Source organism: Paenibacillus sp. Soil787 (genome assembly GCF_001429545.1).
Taxonomy (GTDB): Bacteria; Bacillota; Bacilli; order Paenibacillales; family NBRC-103111; genus Paenibacillus_E.
Genome location: NZ_LMSP01000001.1, coordinates 837,071 through 856,698 on the forward strand (window position 1 = coordinate 837,071; position 19,628 = coordinate 856,698).

The 19,628-nt window shown below is 42.2% G+C and carries 14 protein-coding genes and 1 riboswitch; of the genes, 3 read left to right on the forward strand and 11 right to left on the reverse strand.

What is annotated here, in order from left to right:
* Window positions 1-9: 9 nt before the first annotated feature.
* Together ASG93_RS03330 and ASG93_RS03335 are read left to right on the forward strand one after the other, a co-directional pair.
* Window positions 10-1,224 carry a glycosyltransferase family 2 protein gene (locus ASG93_RS03330; RefSeq protein WP_056828789.1) on the forward strand — a complete coding sequence of 405 codons (1,215 nt, stop codon included), beginning with the start codon at window positions 10-12 and terminating at the stop codon, window positions 1,222-1,224.
* 16 nt (window positions 1,225-1,240) lie between these two features.
* On the forward strand, window positions 1,241-3,718 hold the full coding sequence (locus tag ASG93_RS03335; protein ID WP_056828791.1) for a stalk domain-containing protein: 2,478 nt from the start codon (window positions 1,241-1,243) through the stop codon (window positions 3,716-3,718).
* A 181-nt stretch (window positions 3,719-3,899) separates the two neighbouring features.
* On the opposite strand, the gene ASG93_RS03340 is transcribed toward ASG93_RS03335, so the two are convergent.
* From ASG93_RS03340 to ASG93_RS03370, 7 genes are all read right to left on the reverse strand, one after another.
* Window positions 3,900-5,009, reverse strand: a complete 1,110-nt coding sequence (locus tag ASG93_RS03340) for a hypothetical protein (protein ID WP_056828793.1) — start codon at window positions 5,007-5,009, stop codon at window positions 3,900-3,902.
* A 28-nt stretch (window positions 5,010-5,037) separates the two neighbouring features.
* Window positions 5,038-5,120: riboswitch (cyclic di-GMP riboswitch) on the reverse strand.
* 83 nt (window positions 5,121-5,203) lie between these two features.
* The gene (locus ASG93_RS03345; protein WP_235550710.1) at window positions 5,204-6,199 is read right to left on the reverse strand and encodes a glycosyl hydrolase family 8; all 996 of its coding nucleotides are present in this window, start codon (window positions 6,197-6,199) and stop codon (window positions 5,204-5,206) included.
* 106 nt (window positions 6,200-6,305) lie between these two features.
* Window positions 6,306-7,976: a polysaccharide deacetylase family protein gene (locus tag ASG93_RS03350; RefSeq protein WP_056828797.1), complete on the reverse strand. Its 1,671-nt coding sequence runs from the start codon at window positions 7,974-7,976 to the stop codon at window positions 6,306-6,308.
* 263 nt (window positions 7,977-8,239) lie between these two features.
* Window positions 8,240-8,452: a helix-turn-helix domain-containing protein gene (locus ASG93_RS37050; protein WP_082614697.1), complete on the reverse strand. Its 213-nt coding sequence runs from the start codon at window positions 8,450-8,452 to the stop codon at window positions 8,240-8,242.
* Between the two features lie 103 nt (window positions 8,453-8,555).
* Window positions 8,556-9,527: a CapA family protein gene (locus ASG93_RS03355; RefSeq protein ID WP_056828799.1), complete on the reverse strand. Its 972-nt coding sequence runs from the start codon at window positions 9,525-9,527 to the stop codon at window positions 8,556-8,558.
* Between the two features lie 266 nt (window positions 9,528-9,793).
* Window positions 9,794-10,630 carry an alkaline phosphatase family protein gene (locus tag ASG93_RS03365; protein WP_056828803.1) on the reverse strand — a complete coding sequence of 279 codons (837 nt, stop codon included), beginning with the start codon at window positions 10,628-10,630 and terminating at the stop codon, window positions 9,794-9,796.
* 22 nt (window positions 10,631-10,652) lie between these two features.
* The gene (locus ASG93_RS03370) at window positions 10,653-12,413 is read right to left on the reverse strand and encodes a glycoside hydrolase family 35 protein (protein WP_056828805.1); all 1,761 of its coding nucleotides are present in this window, start codon (window positions 12,411-12,413) and stop codon (window positions 10,653-10,655) included.
* A gap of 164 nt (window positions 12,414-12,577) precedes the next feature.
* Here ASG93_RS03370 and ASG93_RS03375 point away from each other — a divergent pair, with 164 nt between their 5' ends.
* The gene (locus ASG93_RS03375) at window positions 12,578-13,492 is read left to right on the forward strand and encodes an AraC family transcriptional regulator (protein ID WP_056828810.1); all 915 of its coding nucleotides are present in this window, start codon (window positions 12,578-12,580) and stop codon (window positions 13,490-13,492) included.
* Between the two features lie 103 nt (window positions 13,493-13,595).
* Here ASG93_RS03375 and ASG93_RS03380 read toward each other — a convergent pair whose 3' ends face one another.
* The 4 genes from ASG93_RS03380 to ASG93_RS03395 form a co-directional block, all read right to left on the reverse strand.
* The gene (locus ASG93_RS03380; protein ID WP_056828812.1) at window positions 13,596-15,875 is read right to left on the reverse strand and encodes a helix-turn-helix domain-containing protein; all 2,280 of its coding nucleotides are present in this window, start codon (window positions 15,873-15,875) and stop codon (window positions 13,596-13,598) included.
* Window positions 15,876-16,046: 171 nt separating this feature from the next.
* Complete coding sequence (locus ASG93_RS03385; RefSeq protein ID WP_056828814.1) at window positions 16,047-16,925, reverse strand: carbohydrate ABC transporter permease; 879 nt, start codon at window positions 16,923-16,925, stop codon at window positions 16,047-16,049.
* A gap of 54 nt (window positions 16,926-16,979) precedes the next feature.
* Complete coding sequence (locus tag ASG93_RS03390; protein ID WP_056828816.1) at window positions 16,980-17,897, reverse strand: ABC transporter permease; 918 nt, start codon at window positions 17,895-17,897, stop codon at window positions 16,980-16,982.
* Window positions 17,898-17,954: 57 nt separating this feature from the next.
* On the reverse strand, window positions 17,955-19,601 hold the full coding sequence (locus ASG93_RS03395; protein WP_056828818.1) for a hypothetical protein: 1,647 nt from the start codon (window positions 19,599-19,601) through the stop codon (window positions 17,955-17,957).
* Window positions 19,602-19,628: the final 27 nt, after the last annotated feature.

Here is a 19,628-nt window from a genome sequence, read left to right on the forward strand (position 1 = left end):
GGTCAAGAAATGAATAACTTAATGATTATTACTTCAGGTTTGTTTTGGTTACTCTTAGTTTTTTATTCTGTATTAACAATATCCGGGATTTTATTCCGGTCAAAGCCTAATAATTTTAAGCCACTTGATCATTATCCAAGTGTTAGCATATTTATTCCTGCTCATAACGAGGGCAAAGTCGTGGCAGCTACATTGGATACCATGGTTAAGCTAGAGTATCCCGGTGAATTAACTATTTATTTATTGAATGATAATTCAAAAGATGAAACTGGTGAAATCGCAGAGTTCTATGCAAATACTTTCCCTAGAATTAAGCATATTAAAGTCCCTCCTGGAAAACCAAGTGGAAAATCCAGGGTATTAAATCATGGATTATCCATTTCTAATTCGGAGTATATTGCTGTTTATGACGCCGATAATCAACCAGAACCAGATGCTCTTAAGCTGCTAGTAGAACGTGCTGTACAAGTACCAGATGCTGTGGGTGCTGTAGGATATGTATGGACACTCAACGAGTCGCGAAACTGGCTTACACGAATGATTGCCCTTGAGTTTAAAGTTTTTCAGTTATTAATGCAAAGTGGTCGTTGGATTATGTTCAACACGGGCTCATTGACTGGAACAAATATGTTGGTTTCGAGAGAAGTTATGCTTAGACATGGCGGTTGGGACCCTTATGCACTCGCTGAAGATGCTGATCTAACTATGACGATAACAGCAGCAGGAGGTTTGCTTCCGATTGTACCTGAATCCCGCACTTGGGAGCAAGAACCAGAGACGTTTCGTGTTTGGTTAAAACAACGTACACGGTGGATGGAAGGCAACATTTATATTATTCTAAAAAGCTTCCGAACAAAGGAATGGTTCACTGGCCGGACATTAGTCCATTCAATTCAGCAATTGTTTGTTTACATCGGATTTGTCTTTCTATTAATTGTTTCTGACATTTGGTTCTTCATGGGACTGTTTGGTCATGCCCAAACAGACATTACAACACCGTTACTTATCTTATGGTTTCAATCTTATCTTGTTTACTTAATGCAGCTCTTAAGCGCATTGACGGTTGATCGCGCAGTAACACCCGCTAATATTTTTATAGCCGTTATTATGTATTTTACGTATGCACAATTATTTATGGTACTACTGGTAAGAGCTCTTTACTTCCAAATTAAAAGATTTCTTACGAAAGCTGAAGTTATTTGGGATAAGACGGTTAGATTTTAGTATGGAGGTAAGCCTTTTGAGTAAATTGTTTAAATTGCTATCAATTTTTCTATTAGTTTCTATATTATTTCAAGGGCTATCCACCAAAACTCAAGCAGAAGTTATTCAGCGTAATTCCTATATTGTATTAGTTAAGGATCATTCGAATGAATCTTTTGCTAAACCTTATGTACAAGCTTTGCTCTCTGTTGGGCTCAGATTACAAATTAATTGGATCTCCGAGACCATTGATTGGTCAAAGGTAAAAGTTGTTATTATTCCTGAAGAGGCTGCATCTTCCTTAGAACCGCAGTTACAGGACCTTCTTATTAAAGAGACTAACAAAGGAATGAATATCATTACAGAGGGTCCTTCAGACTTTGCAGGTAAGCTTGGTCTGAAGATTAATCCGGAAATCATCAACGTCCGTGATGTAGTGGACCAAATGCATAAAGACACGGCTATACACTGGAATGAGCAACTTAAGATGCGTGTCTTTTCGGTTTACCAGGGACAAACATTTGTAAGTGATAAAAACTCTGGTTCCCCTGTAATCAGTGGCGGTCAGATCGGTCAAGGAAAATTTATTTATCTAGGCGTTCCACTTGACGTTAAAGATTCATGGGGAATTGATCGATTCCCTTTCTTTCATGAGATATTATTCGATTATTTAAATATGCAATCAAGTATTAAAATTGACCGATTATCTGCTTTTATCGATTGGGGTTACTATTATGACCAGGATCCAGAAATACTTGCATCGCGTCTTAAGAACATGGGAATCCAAAAGGTATTTTTGAGCAACTGGTATAGTCCTGATCTAATTAACAGCTTCTTCAGTAAATTTATTGCTGCAGCACATGTTAACGGTCTTCTAGTTTATAGTTGGTTTGAACTACCGATGGTTTCAAAAGCCTTCTGGGACGAACATCCAGAGTGGAGACAAAAGACTGCAAGTGGTCAGGATGCCCATATTGATTGGCGATATTTAATGGCGCTAGAAATCCCAGAATGTATGGAAGCCGTAAAAGAAGTAATTAAACAAGATTTAGATGCCTTTGATTGGGATGGAGTTAATATATCTGAATTGTATTTTGAATCTCCCAATACTGATTTTTTGCAAAATGATGTAATTACACCAATGAGTGATAATTTTCGTCAGACTTTCAAGAAACAGTACGGGGTCGATCCCCAAGAGATATTTACTCTAGAAAGCCAGAACTACTTCCAAAAGGATGCGAAATTACTTCAATCCTATGTGCAAGAACGTATTAAGCTTATCACAAAACATCATAATGAATTACTAAATTATATCTCTGCTCATGCTTGGTCACGGCCGCTAGATGTAATTATTACCAATGTGGATACGTCGATCGAAAAGGAGCTAGGCAAAGAAATAGGCGTTGATATGAAGGAGTTGCTCGCGCTCCAATCTAAATATGATTTTGATTTTGTAGTAGAAGATCCTTTCACACTTTGGAACAAGGGACCTGATCGTTATAATATGATGGCCCGTGTACATAATGAAGAGCTTTTATCTTCAAATACTTTATCTCTCGATATCAACATTATCGACCGGGCAGATCAGGGAAACCGTCCGACAATGAGACAAACTGGACTTGAATTTACTTCCTTAATCGCTGAGGGCGCAAAAAACTTCAAACAAATTGCTATTTATGAACCTAAAGCTTCAAATTTAGATAATTATAAATATGCTTCTTACGCACTTGGTTCAGTAGTTTCTTCTACTTCCATTTCACCAACGGAAACCAGAATCAATGCTCCCACTTCTTTTATTTTTGACACAGGTCCCAAAGGTCCTATGTATGAAGCTTCGATCAACGGCTCTCAGTGGCCTGCTGGCGGAACGAATGGCATCATGCTGCCTAAAGGTAATTATACATTGAAATTAACACCTAGGGATGAAGACGACCAGTTGTGGATCACTAATTTCAATGGCGAACTCCTTAATAGTACTCGAACTTCTAATGGGCTCACACTTACATACAATGAGAAGCATCTAAAAGCAGTTGAATTAAATAAGATGCCGGAAGCTGTACTTCTAAATGGCAAACGAATAGAACCAACCATTTATTATCGTAAAGGACACTTCGTCATAGAGCTCCCCGTGGGCAATAATACTGTAGAATTTAAAGGTATTAGCACTAAAGTTAATGTTTCTATTGAAGGAAAGATTGTCGAATTTACAGAACCTCCTGTCATTGAAGATGGTGTTGCTCTCTTTCCATTAACAGATTTACTTCTTGCATTAAAAGCTTCTTTTAAATGGAATGATGAATTTAAGTCTGTTGAAGCAGCTCTTAATGGATATACGATCTGGACTCAAATTCAGAACAAACTCGCTAGAGCTAACGGGGCAGATATTCAATTAGAAGTTGCTCCCCAAATCATAAACAATCGAACTATGATACCCATTCGCTTCGTAGGCGAAGGATTTCACCAATCCGTAGAATGGAACAATGACACAAAGACGATTATCGTCAAGCATAAATAGTAAAAGAGGATGAAGCAAGGATAAACGACTCCGTCGTCCTTCAGAGACGAGCGCGTTTGTCAAGATAGATGCGAAGCAAAAGTATAAAACTTATACTTTCTTATCTACGAACAAAGAAACAGCCTGCTCAGCATAATGCCGAGTAGGCTGTTTCTTTATATTCATTAGTTAGTTTCTTTTTTTAGTAAACTAATCCCAAATTGATTAATGTTTGTTCGCCTACTAGAGCATATAAATTATTAAAGGAATAGGAATCGTTATCAAAAACATAACCACCATAATATGGACTTGTTTGGTCTGAAACTCGTAACATGATCATTCTATTATATAAATCAACTGCAAAATGCTGATCCCCCGCCTCCAAAGCATATAAGATAGTTAAACCATAGAGACCAGGACATTCCGCATTCAAATTCGGTGATTTGGATAAACGGTCATAGCCTGAAACCAGTTGGTTATGCTTGTAGAAATCAGTTTTCAATAATGTATAAAGTGCGGGGGAAGACACGCCGTTCTCAGCTCGGTGAAGAGCAATATACACTTGATCAATCATGTTAATCTGATTGTCATAGATATACTTTTTAGTCTTTGCTACATAGCTCTTTGGGAAGAATGAATTGTCAGTTGGGAGCGATTTTAGCAAATTAATATTTTTCGTTACAGTTGCTTTATCCAGTTGTTGATACTTAAGCATTTGATTCAAGGCAGATGGAACTATATAAGATAGGGTAATATTATCCACGGTGTACAAAGAATTAAAATCGTAATAATCAACAAAATAACCATTTAACATATTATGGGTTTTGCTTGTATTGCTCAACTTGTCCGCAGTTGTTTTATACTCCGGGGACTTCCATTGCTCAAAAGCAGTGTATAAAGATTCAATAATAATATGATCATCAATCATTGCATTTGTAGTTACATGACTTGTTCCGTCAGATGACAATTTCCAATACACTGATCCTTGGCTTGTCGTAAAATAAGAATTTAATAATTGATAACTGGTATCAAATAAATTTTTATCATTTTTACTTAATGCATACTTCATCCAAAGCCCTAAGGATTCGGATAAAGCTTCTCTTCCGCCTGCTGTATCAGGGTCTGATGAACTCGTTGCGTTAGTTAGGCGAGTAGCAATAGTTTGATTAGGATTGTACAGATTGTTGATAATGAAGGATTCCGTAGGGGATACTGATGAGGCTGCTGCAAAATCAGTAGGAATAATACTGAAGATTAAAAAACCAATTAACATAATATTTAATTTGCGAATACACGAAAAAGCATTTAGCATATGACTCACTCCTCACGATTTAAGAAAAACCGGTAGCCCGGCGGTCATAGCAGTCGCTTTAGACCCGTGGCTTTGCGTCACTATCTTTCGATAGCTTTGCCTTTTAAAAAAAGAGTTGAACTGATATTTTAATTCTTTTCTTTCTTATTACCTAGCATACTTCTTTTCGACAAAAACTTCCTAGTACCTTAGACTCATTTTATTGCAGTTTCCGCTAAAAGAGGGAATAAATTATCAAAAATATGTGTATTTTTATCGAACACATAGCCTCCGATGTAAGATTTGTCTTGATCCCGTAAAGATATCATACGCTTATATAGCTTCTTAGCCCAGTCATGGTCATCCGACTTTATTGCAAGAAGGATTGCCAATCCATAAATGGATGGGGATTCATAAGTTACATCAGCCTTCCTGTTAGCTCTCGTAAAACGTCCCATAAGTTTACCTTGATGTTCAAATTCTGTCTTTAGAAAAGAAATAAGCCCCTCTGATTTACGCCCAAGTTCGGCACAATGTATCCCAACGATTAATTGGTCAATTATATTGACAGATTCGTCAAATACATATTGTTTCGTATTTACATCAAATACTTTTGGGAAAAACACGCCATCATCTGGCATTTTCAAAAGCAAATCTGAATACTTTACATAAGTTGAATTATCAATTATTCCTTTCTGATTCATTTTTTTCAAAGCTGATATATCAACATACGGCAAGCTAAGCGTGCTAGGAGACTCATCTCTCAAAAAATCATGAAAATCTACAAAATACCCATTCATTTGAACGGAAGTGACCAAAGTATCTGATATTTCCTTTGCTAGTTCCTGATACTCGTCATCATTCCATAAAATAGAGGCATTTAAAAGGGAATCTATTATTCTAAAATCGTCACCCAAGGCATTTGTTGTAACTGAAACTTGTCCATTAGGTGATAGTTTCCAAATAATATAATTTTGTGGAGATATAAAGTGACTCTTCAATAATCGATAACTACTTTCAAACATGCTTTGATCCTGCTTTAATACAGCATATTGCATCCAGAGGCCCATTGATTCAGAAAGTGCCTCTCTCCCTGCAACTGTATCAGCATTTACCGAAACGTCATCCATTAGATAGGTGGCAAATGTTCCATTTGGATTGATCATGTATTGCTGAATGAACTTCTCTGTAGCTGAAGTTGATATTTTCATTTTATAATCCTTCAGGAAATAGGTGATAGTAATTCCGCTTATAACCATCAATAACAAAACACAAATTATTTTATAATATCTGAATAAAGAAATCATTTGCGCACCTTCACTTATTTCTTTGTTTTTTATTCCGCCATATGATGAGAAGCACCAAAACAAGAATGGTTAGGGGAATTCCATACCAAATCACACGTTTTTTAATCGTGTAATTCCTCTCATAATCACTTGCGAAAGGCGCTTTATCAACCTTAATATCTCCTGAATCAGAAACAATGGTAACTCCTGATACCTCTACCTTATTATTGCGTTTTTTTAGGTCAAGCCAATTTGCATCTGGTATCGTTTGTAATTTCTCTATTACATTTTTAAGCTTTTCCAACCCTAAATAAGGGTGATAGAATGCGGAAATATAAACATCAGAATAATTATTATATTTAGATGCAAGAGACACCATATTATTTAAAGCATTTTCATCATTTTGAGCAATAAACCCAATAGTTTCAGGCAGCAGGTTCATTCCATGTAAATAGTTGGGCTTAGTTTCAAATAGGGGTGCATAATCACTCTTCCATGTTAGATTAGATATTTGGAGTTGCCCTACATAGGTAGTGAAATGTTGTGCAGTAATTTTATAACCATTTTGTGACATTGCGTAATGAGGTGCTTCAAATGCAAGTGGGTAAAGTTTATGAGTTACTAACTCTTGTACGCCCTTATTAAGAGTATTTTCAATATAGTCACTTTCGAATTTCTCACTTTTTTCTACATATTCTTTGTAGGCTTGCTCTGAATTGAAATCGTTTTTGGTTAGTGTTTTTTCGTTTCTATCTTGCATAATGGGTCTATCCTGCTCAACATCCCAATATTCGAATCCTTCTCCAGTTTCAGAATCGCGATATTGGTGTCTATAGCCGTGCATAATAATACTGCCGCCGTTATCCTGCATATACCTTAGCACGCTTACAAGCTCAGGTGCATCTTTAAGATGCATCTCCTTATGCGTTTTGGGATTTGTATATACGGGAATAACCGCAACCATATAAGGAATGTTCATATTCTTTAGATATTCGGCAATTTGCTTTAATTTTCGAACCTCTGTTTTAGGATGGACATCCTCAAGACGGAGATACAGAGTTTTCCCCTTACTATTTCCTTCATTAAAGAAAGCAAAGAGAGTTTCTCCCACAATATTACCTATTGGATTAAACAAAGATTCAATAGCTAAATAATAGGACTGATCTTTATTAATTAATATAGGAACACTCCCCGTTTTTGTTTTACCTTCAACCAATACACGGGTTAAAACATCACTTGTTTCTAAAATTGTTGCTAATCGGCCTTCTGGTAGACTTTGTTCCAGACCATTTTTAATTGATTTAACAGAATTGACAATTGTAGCTCCTTTGGTATGTACGAAAGAAAACCGTTTCGTAAATTGTTCAATATTGTTATTAATTAGAAAGACAGGACCATTGAACAGTTCAATATAATCAATTAGTCTAGGTTCTAGCGTTTTCTTCTGTAAACCAATATATAAAATATGAGTATAATTATTCTTATCTACAGAATCAATCTCTTGGTCAGAAATAATGGTACTATCTTTTGTAAAATGTCCTACCAATATGTCTAATATTTTCACCTGTTTCATATCGGCTTCATCTTTCAGGCTGTAGATAATTAACACCTTATGAAGGTTATCGGATTCGTTTCCTTTTACTGTGGCCACATCAGAAATCAAAAAGGTAACAATAAGTATTAGTAAAGTAATTTTTCGCATATAAACTCGTTTCCACCTTTTCTACCTTGTTCGGTCTATGATAAATACGGATCTTTTCCTAAAATAGCGTAATGACGGCAGGAAGTTACACAAACTCATATGAACTATTTTTTTGACTTGATCATTTTACCACAAAATATGGTTTAAGGCTCAATATTGTCCACTAGGAATTAAAGATCATGTTCTAATTGCAAATATCCTTTTATTTGGACAAGAATAAACACACCGTTCGGTGCATACAAAAAACTCTACAAATCTTGCATTCAATGTTTATTCTGCTGCCGAAACTGCCCTGGCCTGATCCCAGTTGCTCTTTTGAAGACTACACTCATATATTCTGTATGTTTGAAACCGATGCGTTCGGCGATGACGGTTAAGGGAAGATTAGTTTCTAGGAGTAGCCAATGCTTTCTGAAATCGGCTTTCCAAGATACGACGCGAGATCTTAGGTTGTTCGAGAATATCTTGAAACGCAGCCAAGCTAAATCGGTGTTTTTTCAAGTTGCTTTTTATCAAATGCAACAAAAGTGCCCTTCCCGTGCGATTTGAACGGACAAAGGCACTTTTCATTTCTGATGTTTATCTAACCGGAACAACTGTAAACGTAGTCTTATCCGCTTTCCTCTTCTCCACTATCGTTGGAATTTCGTCAATTTTCAGGACATCTACGACGCCACTTTCATTTTTAGTTAGAGTCAATGACAAAATCATTCCCCGAATCGTATTCTCACTTTTCGTCAGCTTCGACGATACGAAGTTACCTAAGGAGGATGCAGCGACTCGGTTGCGCGCCTTACCATCGATGTCTTTCACTACGGTCTGAGTTACCGGGTGCAGCACATGTGGATGTGAACCCAAGACTACGTTAGCGCCCTGTTTAAAGAGGAACTGCATCAATTGCTTCTGATCTCTGCCCGGATACGTCTGATACTCTTTCCCGAAATGTAAGCAGACTATGATGAAATCAGTTTTCTTTTTCAATTGGCGGATATCTGCAGTCATCTTTTTTCGATCCAAGGGATCCACCATCCATCGATGAGGAACAGGTATGGCATTCGTCCCTTTGGTATAGGCTAAAATGCCAATATTTACCTCCCTTACACGCATTATCAGATGCTGATTAGCTTCATCAAGGGTACGAGAGGTACCTGTATGCTTGAGCCCGTGTTGTTCAAGGACCTTCAATGTTCGCTTCAAGCCAGCTGCGCCACCATCCATACAGTGGTTATTGGAAGTTGTCAGTACATGAAACCCTGCTTTTTTCAGCGTTGCTGCCAGTGCATCCGGGCAATTGAATACGGGGTATCCGGTTCTCGGATTCCTTCGTTCTATTGGACAATTGCATTTGGGACGGACTCCCATCCTTCCTAATTGCCTGTTCCCAGAGAAGGTCGTCTCCAGATTACCAATCGTTAGATCGTGGTTCTTTAGATAAGGTTTAATGGGTTCAAAAATAGAATCAAACGAGTATCCGTCTCCTTGTTTAGCAGAGTCAATGATTTCACTTTTCATCAACAAATCTCCGACAGCAGCAATCGTTATTTGCTCCAACGCGTTCCCTCCTCTCATGAGCACATTATTCGATGAAAGGGGTTGTTGATTGTAAAATAGGCAGGGCTTAGAGTCCGCGCTGGTTGGGAGACCGGGGTTCGGGTTCGGGTTCGGGTTCGGGTTCGGGTTCGGGTTCGGGTTCGGGTTCGGGTTCGGGTTCGGGTTCGACTTGTGGATTTGGAGGTTCCTTTACGATAAATTTGAGACGACGATTCGCTCTTATTACATTCGGCGTCTGGCTAGCTCCAGTCGCCATACTTCACCCTTCAGCGCTTCTCCGGTTTCACCAGCAACCCGCTCGGAAGCTTGGCATCCCAATCATCCGGGAATGGTAAGCCTAGCGCTGACAGCACGACGGCGGCCGTATCCATAATAGTCAGGCCAGCCAAATCAGCCTCTGAGAGAACGCCAGGACCGCGACAGCCCCAGAAAATCGTCATGTCTTTAGGATGATCGCTGCCATGATTGAAGGCATCCAAGCCCCCGCCGCCATGATCCGTCGTTACAATAATCAGACTATCTTCCAGCATTCCTGCATCTAGAATGGCTTTACTGATCTCACCGATTTGATCATCTGCACGCGAGATAGCCATTAAGTACTCCTCGGCGCCATACCCATGCCTATGGCCGGCAGCATCCACTTCATCCAACTGAACGAATAGCAGCTCAAAATCCGGATTGTTACGGATATACGCGGCAATGGCAGGAACCAATTCTTCATCCGGTGCAGCGTATTTATAAACCGCATCGTTCTCTTCAATGATTCCGGTCTGGATCGGCTCCCATGAGACAAAGGAAGCCAACTTGCTGTTAGGTTTGGCCTCACTAATGATTTGAAATAAGGAGGGCCTTGCCGAGACTGCCGGGTAGTTCCGTTCCATTTTAATATTCAAATGGGACTCATGTCTCTCCGGCGTTACACCATGCAGCAGAGAACCCCAGCACTCCCCGCTAATAGAGGGAAAGACGGTCTGGGCATGATCCGTTTTGGCTCCACCCAGGAGGAGCGCATCGATATACGGCGCATCAGCTTCGCTGACAAACGCCCCCGCTCCATCTATGCCAAGAATGATGACTCTTTTGACTGCTATTGTCGATGCCATTGTCAATCCCTCCGAGTACAAGTTATCCCAAATCTGGCGTATCCGTCAGTTCGATGACCGGCTTCTCCGTATGATGTAATTCAAATACGATAATTTCATTGCGTCCAATTCGCAGTAATGGCGCCGGCAGATACAACGTTTGCTGCGGCCCTTTCTCCCAATAACGGCCCAAGTTAAACCCGTTAATCCAGACAACGCCTTTCGACCAGCTGTCCAAACGAATGAACGTGTCCCCCGCTTCTTCTACGGTAAATTCCCCACGATAAAAGGCAGGTCGATCATTCCTTTCACTCACCTCAGCGAAGCCTCCAAATGGAATCGCCGTCAAATCTTCCAGTGGGAGTGGATATATCGTCCAATCAAACAAGAACTGATTGTTCATCCGCACACCCTCTGTAATGCCTTTGTAGTCTTTTAACTTCGGACCATAGTTGACGCGTCCCATGTTCTCGACTACAATGTCCAACTTCGCGCCTTGAGCAGGAATGTCTATCGGGAGTGGACGCGAGTCCCATCTTTCCACCGTGCCTTGGTAGACACCGTCCAAGAAGACTTGCGCACGGTCGTGTACCTCTTGCAGGTGCAGGTTCTCACCGGAACGCGGCCCGGACACGTGCGTGGAATACACAATGAAACCGTAGCTTTGACCAAGCTTCTCCATCGGCTCTGGACAAGTACTCTTCACGGTCTCAGTGAGATATGACAAATGGTCAAGCAGATCTGCTTGTTCGGTCAACGTAATACGACCATAGTTTTTCTTCTTAATAGGTGCAGGTAATTCTGGGAAATCCTTAACATCTTTGCCTAGATAACCTGCGATGACGCCACGGACAGCTATATATTTCTCCGTCACATCACCGCATTCAGACAAAGGCGAATCATAGTCGTAGCTGGTGATTGTCGCTCCATATTTACCGTCATGGTTCGCTCCGTTGTAGAAGCCAAAGTTCGTCCCGCCGTGGAACATGTAGAAATTCACTGAGGCGCCAGCGCGAAGCATACGGTCGAATACGTCTGCAACATCGCCCGCTTCACGCGTGTGGTGAGGCTTCAACCAGTGATCAAACCAACCGTTCCAGTACTCCATGCAAACGAGCGGCTCATCAACACGATACTCGCGAAACTTATCAAAAGCTTCCTCCGGCTTAGAACCGAAGTTCACCGTGGCAAGCGTGTCAGGAATCGTCCCGCCCTGCAGCATGCCGTCACCCGGACCATCAGACGTGAACAGCATAACATCTACACCGCGCTTGATAAGTCCATCCCGCAAATACGTTAAATACGCTATATCATTGCCGTAGCTGCCATATTCATTTTCAATCTGCATCGCGATGATAGGTCCACCATTTGTGCTAAGCAGCGGAACCAATCTAGGGATCAGCGCGTCATAGTAACGATCGACTTTCTCCAGATAAGCCCGATCCATGCAGCGAAGCCGAATATCCGAATATTTCAAGAGCCATGCTGGTAATCCGCCAAAATCCCACTCTGCACAAATGTAAGGGCTAGGTCGCACGATCACATGCAGACCCGCCTCGCCAGCCTGCTCCACAAATCTCACGATGTTCGCTATTCCGTCGAACTTAAACGCATTTTCCTGGGGTTCATGCAAATTCCAAGGAATATAGGTCTCCACGGTATTAAACCCGCAGGCTTTGAGCTTCAATAAACGATCTTCCCAATACTCAGGCACGACGCGAAAATAATGAATAGCTCCAGACAACATTTGAAATGGTTCCCCATCTAATAGAAATTGCTTATTTCCCACTTGTAAATTAGCCATAATGATCCCTCCGGATTATGATTGCGATTTGGTTTATTTCACCTTCATCATCGCTGAAAAAGCACTTCTCTCTCAATCTCCAAATGGATCATCTTCTATACCAAATGTGCCAATTAAAATGTTATGATGGATCGTACAGCGATGACGAACGGAAGGAGCCCTTCATGGATGATTTGTACCGTTTTCCGAATATGACCAATACCTTACAAGTTGTAGGATGCCATTTTGGCTTGCAGCCTCCAGGATGGCACTATCCTCGGCATCATCATCATTTGTTTGAGCTGCTTTATTGCTCGGAGGGTGAAGTTGTGCAAGAAATGAACCGTGAATCGATTACGATGCGGCAAGGAGACTGGCTGCTAATCAAATCCGGCGTCAGGCATCAATCCTTAAATAGCGCTGCCACCAATTACGGTTACTTTAATGTGCATTTCGATCTCGATGATACCGAAATACGCAGCCTGCTCTCGACTACTCCTTATCGGCACATCCATCATCAAGATGCGGAGCAAAGCAAGCTTCAGTTCTACATAAGCGAACTAGAAGCTATCATGAATCGCAATCGGACAGAGGACGCGGAGCAAGAACAGCATTTTCTGCGCTTCGAGGATAAACTGCTGCTGCAGTCCTACACCCTGCTTATCATCCATGATGTACTTCATTTACTGCGCGAACATGATTCATCGTACAAACAAAACCATGCGCCTACGGTGGACAAACACGCCTCCTTGTTCATAGCGGATGTCGCCCATGCGATTGAAGAAAAGCTATCGCTCGGTCTCTGCGAAGAGGCGTCCGTCGCGGGGGTTGCGAAAGAGCTCAATCTGAGCCGCAGTCAGTGCAGCAAGCTCTTCTCCAAAGTGTACGGACTATCGCCGCGCCAGTATGTCAGCCGACAAAAGCTGAATCTAGCCAAAGAGCTGCTCGTCACAACCAATTTGCCGATGACCGACATTGCAGAGAAACTCGGCTTCCATTCAGCTAGCCACTTCTCGCGGCAGTTCCGGCGCTGGACCGGCCAATCGCCAAGTGAATTCAAGCCGAAGCATCATATCAAACAGCAGCCGCTCGTACTTTAGCGGAACTACGACGTTCCGCTATCCCATTTCCAACGTGTATATCACGAAATAACGCTTCTACGTTCCTCTTCATCTGTATAAGAGGGGCTTTTTCAACCTTGCCTCATTCTCCTTTTCTAAATTGCCCCGGCGTAATACCTTCATAGCGTTTAAACACCCTGATGAAGGTATTACTGTTCGAGAAACCGACTTTTTGCGTAATCTCCGTAATCGTATCATCGGTTTCCGTCATTAACTGCTTAGCCAGCTGGACACGTTGTTTATTGACGTAATCAATAAACGTTTCACCGGATTGCTCTTTGATGAAGCGTGACAAATAAGGCGCATTGACTTCAAACTTCAGAGACAGCGAGGTCAGGCTCAAATCCATATCCGCCAAATGCTCATCAATATAACTCAGCACTTGATCCTTCAGATTCGTATTATGACTCTTCTTCTTAGAATCGACGTAGTCACAGACGGTTTTCAAAAACTTATAAATCTCATCTTCAATTTCCACGAAGGACTCGCACTGGGTCAATTGTTTAATGAGCGCATGCTTCTCTACCGCCAGTTCATTAGGTCCCTGATCCAGATGCTCGATAGCCTTCAAGATTGTGCCGATCAGCTCAAACATGAGAAGCTTGCCGAGCTGCAGCGACAACGTGCCGTCGGACACATTCGTTACGATCAGTTCACTGACGGCCTCCATGGCCTCCTCGTACTGCCCGGTTCGAATATGATTGATCAGCTGCCGTTCCATATCCAGCGGGTAATACAGCTCATTCTTCGGTCGTTTGATCCGATCAAAAGGGATGATCTGGCTCGGGCCAATGACAAATTTATATTCAAGCGCCTCCAGCGCTTCGTCGAATCCAAGGGGGATTCCGGTCAAAAGCGGATGGATATCACTGATTCCTATCGTCAGTTGAATATAAAAATTCCCCTGAATAATGGACTGCGCCTCTTGCGCAATCTCAATCAATTCCTGCTTCGTCCGAGCTTCGTCGTCGTTCTGAATATTTACCAGAAAAGCAATCATACCGTCCACTTCGGTCGTGAACACGGTATGTTTTCGGCCGATCAGCTCCTCCGTAATGTTCGTCACGATATAATAAACATACTGTAATTTGGACTCCGCATCGCGCGACCTATTATCATTAAATAAGGCATCATAGTCGCCAATATGAAACAGCAAGACCGCAAAACGGTTCGTCTCGAACCGCAGGTCAAACGATTCCATCGATTGCGCGAGTGCAGAACCGCTCTCGACTCTGCCTTTGAGCAGCCGCGCCAGAAAATGGCTGCGCAGCACGTCTTGCTGCTTCTGGATGGTGCGGTTTGCCGTAACCTGCAAAGCTTCATTTTCCGACATGAAGGACTGGAGCAGTGAGAATTCATTCCCAATCCCTTCGAGATTGGACTTCACCTTCGGAGAAACCAAGTCCACCATGCGGCGGATCGGCATATAATGTCTTCGCGTCAGCCAGATGGACATCGGACCACCGACGAAAACACACATAAATAAGCCCGCATAAATCCAACTGCGCAATTGACTTACTTTCGCTGAATAAATTTTCGTAGGAACAATGGACACATACTTCCAATCGTTTTCAACCGAAGAAACGTAAGAAACCGTTACCTCTTCCTGGCCCCATTTTTGACTAAATGAGCCTTCCGCTGAGTTGATCTGCTCGAAATCAATATCGGATACATGATCCGAATCGCCTGCTGTCATCAGCAGCTTATTGGTGGAATCGAGTATCAGCACACTGCCTGCTTGAGCAATCTGAATATTCGAGATAGCTGCTTTCAAGCGTTCTGCATTCAGCATAACAACAAGCGTTGCCGGCGCTTCACTCGCATTCTGAATCGGCAGTGACTGCATGTACACCATGTCATCGTCAGCGAATTGAAGGAAATTTCCATAGTAGATTTTCTCCATACTGTCGCTCCACTGCTTCATGGTGATGCCTTTATTTCCTGCGTGGAGCAATTGGAAAAGGAGCTCATCTTGATTCATTGTCGATGTCGTAACCCCGAAATGCCCTTTTTTCATATAAACATATAAATCGTTAATATCCCCATTCGAAGCGGCATAAGAACGAAGCGAAGTGATCAGATCCAGTGTATCGATCTTGACTTGCGAACTGTTGAAATCAGCTTGATTAACATACTTAATGACTTTTGGATCCAGGGAAAGCTGGAGACCCATCCGCTTAATATCTTTGAACTGATTGTCCAGCGATTGCTTAACCTGGTTAAGCAGCGCTTTGTTGGATCTAATGACCTCGGAGTTCAATAAATGCTGCGACTGAAAAAGAACCAACATCGTGATGACGATGGGAATACATAGAATGGTTAAGTTCGAGTAAAGCCAAAATAAAAATACGCTCCGCTTCACAAAGATGTCCTCCCTTACTCATGCTGTATGCAGTATTATCCCATCTTCATCCGCTCAAGTACATCTACGATTTTTGTATCATCATCATTTTTAGTGATTCCCTCACAGAATGTGGAAAAAACCAAATATCCCGCCCCCTTTTGAAAATCCAAAAGAGAACAGGCCTGGTCTTTATTCTTTGAGCGCGCCAACCATGACGCCTTTCACAAAATATTTCTGTAAAAAAGGATAGGCAATCAGAATCGGCAAGGTAGCAACCATGATCGTTGCATATTTAATACTTTCCCCAATCGCTTGCGTGTCGTTCGCATTCCCCGTTCCTGTGGTCATCGAATCCGTGCTGTTTTGCACCAGAATTTCTCGAAGAATCAACTGCAGCGGGAATTTCTCCCGATCGTGAAGGAACAGCATCGCATTAAACCAAGAATTCCAATGGGCTACCCCATAGTATAGCACCATTACGGCAATAACAGGCATGGACAGCGGCACCACTATCTGGAACAAAATGCGCCATTCACCTGCGCCGTCAATCTTAGCGGATTCCATCAAACCCTCAGGGATCGCTTCGAACGAAGTTCGCATAATAATCAAGTTCCACGTGCTGATCGCCACGGGCAAGATGAGTGCAAGGTAGCTATTTCCCATGTGCAGATAGTTGTTAATTAACAAGTAGGTCGGAATCAATCCGCCGCTGAAATACATCGTGAACACGATGCAGATCATCAAGAACTTCCGCATCACGAACTTTCTGGACAGCGCGTAGGCCCCAAGCGTAGTAAAAAACAGATTAACCGCCGTACCCACTATCAAGATGAGCAATGTATTCCCATATCCGGTCAAAATGTTGGGATTCGCAATCACTTTCTGAAAAGCGCCGAGGTTAAACCCCAGCGGTTTCAACAACAACCCGGAATGCTGAATTAGCAAATTGGAATCGCTGATAGAAGCCATGAGTACATAGTAGAACGGATATAACGTACAGACGATAAGCAAAATCATCAGAATCGCATTACCGATATCGAATAGACGCTCAGTTGCGCTTAATTTCATTGTTAGTTCCCCCTGAGAGCTTTTCATAAGAAAAGCTGACATCGTAAGCGTAAGCTACCACAACCGGCTGCCGGAGAATCGGCGGGATATGCTGTTAGCGCTAATAAGTAAAATAAAGTTGATCATGGATTGAAACAGCCCCACGGCCGTTGTATAGCTATAATCATTCCCTTGTGCCAGCCCTTCACGATAAACAAAGGACGAAATCACATCCGCCGTTTCATACGTATTTGGATTATAAAGCAGAACGACCTTCTCGAAGCCGACCTCCATCAATCCGCCAATGCGGAGAATGAGCAGAATCATAATCGTTGGAATGAGTCCCGGAAGCGTTACACTCCAGATTTGGCGGAACCTTCCTGCCCCATCCACGCGAACAGCTTCGTACAACTCTGGGTTGATCCCGCTAAGCGCGGCCAAATAAATGATGGATGACCAACCAAGTTCTTGCCAAACAGATGTGCTGACGAAAATGGTACGGAAATTCTCTGCATTATTCATTAGAGCAGAATCTTGCCCGCCAAAGAACATAATGATGGAATTCACAATACCGCCACGGTTTGTGAAGTCAATAATTAACCCTGAAATGACCACAATCGAGATGAAATGCGGCAAGTAGGACACCGTCTGCACAATTGATTTAAAAAGCTTCTGGCGAAGTTCATTCAAAAGGATCGCAAGAATAATCGGTGCTGGGAAGCCGAATATCAAGTTATAAAAGCTGATCAGAAACGTATTGCGCAGCACGCGGACAAAATAATAGCTTTGAAAGAAATCTTTGAAATGCTGAAAGCCTACCCAATCGCTGCCCCAAATGCCTTTCGCAGGACTAAAATCCTTGAAGGCGATAACGGCGCCATACATCGGGAAATATTTAAAAATGAAGAAGTACAGCACAACCGGCAGTACCATCAGGTAGATCGCGCGATTTTTTCTTATGTCATCTAGTAAAACCCGAATGGAATGGGCCATGTTTTCACTTCCTTAAACGTGTGATGAAAAAGGGGAGTCCAGCTCCCCGCGAACTTTTTAGCGTTTGTTGTAACGATCTGTTGCCGCTTGGTAGATCTCCACAGCACGGTCCATATTCATCTTCTTCACTTGCTCTACTGTTTTGTCGTAATCTTCAACTTTTGCAGCACCCATTACAACTTTGGTGATTTGCTCCGTCAGCAGCGTGCTCACATCGTTTAAAATCTTCGCAGACTCCTTCGCCTCATCTGTAGACAGAACCACAGGAGGTAACATCACTTTGTAGGCATTATTCGCATATTTAGCGTATAGTTTTACCGCATCTTTTTGAGACGGCAACTGGTAATACTGATCGTTGTAACGGTCATCATCCAAACCGGAAAAGCCGTAGTTGGCGATAAAATATTTAGCCATCGCTTGACCGATTGGAAGATTGTCCGGATTTTTCAAAATCAGGTCCGTGTACTTCGGTTGACCGTCTACTTTCGTGTACGTTTGACCTTCGATACCGAAGTTTTTGAGCATTGCGCCTTCTTCACTATACAGATAGTCCAAGGCTTTTACCGTTTCTGCCGCATGTTTGTTCGCACTCGTAATAACCGTTCCAACATTGTCGTATTCCCATGACGCTTGCACGAATTTAGGCTCGTCGCCCTTTTTCAACACGGGATATTGGACAGCAGAAAGCTTCGCTTTCGGGTCTGTCTTCTGCAGTGCCGGTGTATACGTACCGATGCTTCCGCCGATGAAGCCGTAGAACGCTCCCGCTTTGCCGGAAGTTACTTTGGCATCCATCGTTTTGGAATCATTGGAAGCGAAGTCCGGATCGATCAGACCTTCCTTGTACCATTTTTGCATCGTTGTCAAATATTGTTTGAACTCTGGCTGTGCAGGTCCGAATTTTACTTTGCCATTATCGATAAAGAAGCTGCTTGCATTGGCAATAGTCGACATTCCCGCAACACCGTATGCGCCTGCGAAGTCAGCAAATGACATCGGATAGGATTTGTTCAGTGTGAAAGGAATTGCGCCTTTCTTCTCTTTGAACGCTTTGAGCACCGTTTCCCACTCATCCATCGTTTCTGGTGATTTCAGTCCGAGCTCATCCAGCCAATCCTGACGAATGACCATGCCGCTGAAAGTCTTGTACTGGCCATATTGACCTACCTTCAAGTGAGGCATCGCATAAATATCACCGTTATCCGCCTTGATCTGTTTGGCGATCTGAGGGTTAGCGTCCATAATTTTCTTCAAATTCGGCGCATTCTTTTCAATTAAATCATTCAGTTTAATAATCGTGCCGTCTTTGAACATTTTGGATGTTCCGCCCTGCACACTGTTCCAATTCCAAAGCATCGAATCCGGCAGATTATTAGAAGCAACCATGACACCGTATTGCTGAACATCATCTTGTGGTGTGTTTCCAGAAGAATGTTGGAAATCAAAAGTTACGTTTGTTTTCTTGGCCCACTCTTTCACCATAGGCAGCTCGTTCAAGCTTTTGACGACTGCTTTGGCGTTCGGATTCATTGGTGTCCATAATGTCACCTTCACAGGATCTTTAGAAGCTGTCGTTGCGGTTGGCGCTGTGCTGCCCTTAGCAGCATCTTTGGTAGACCCAGCGTTTCCGCAAGCGGTTGCAAGCGATAATGTAAGAATGGTTGCAGCGATCGGCAGCATTTTAAATTGAAATCTTCTTTTCATGGAAACACTCCCCTTATATCGTAGTCC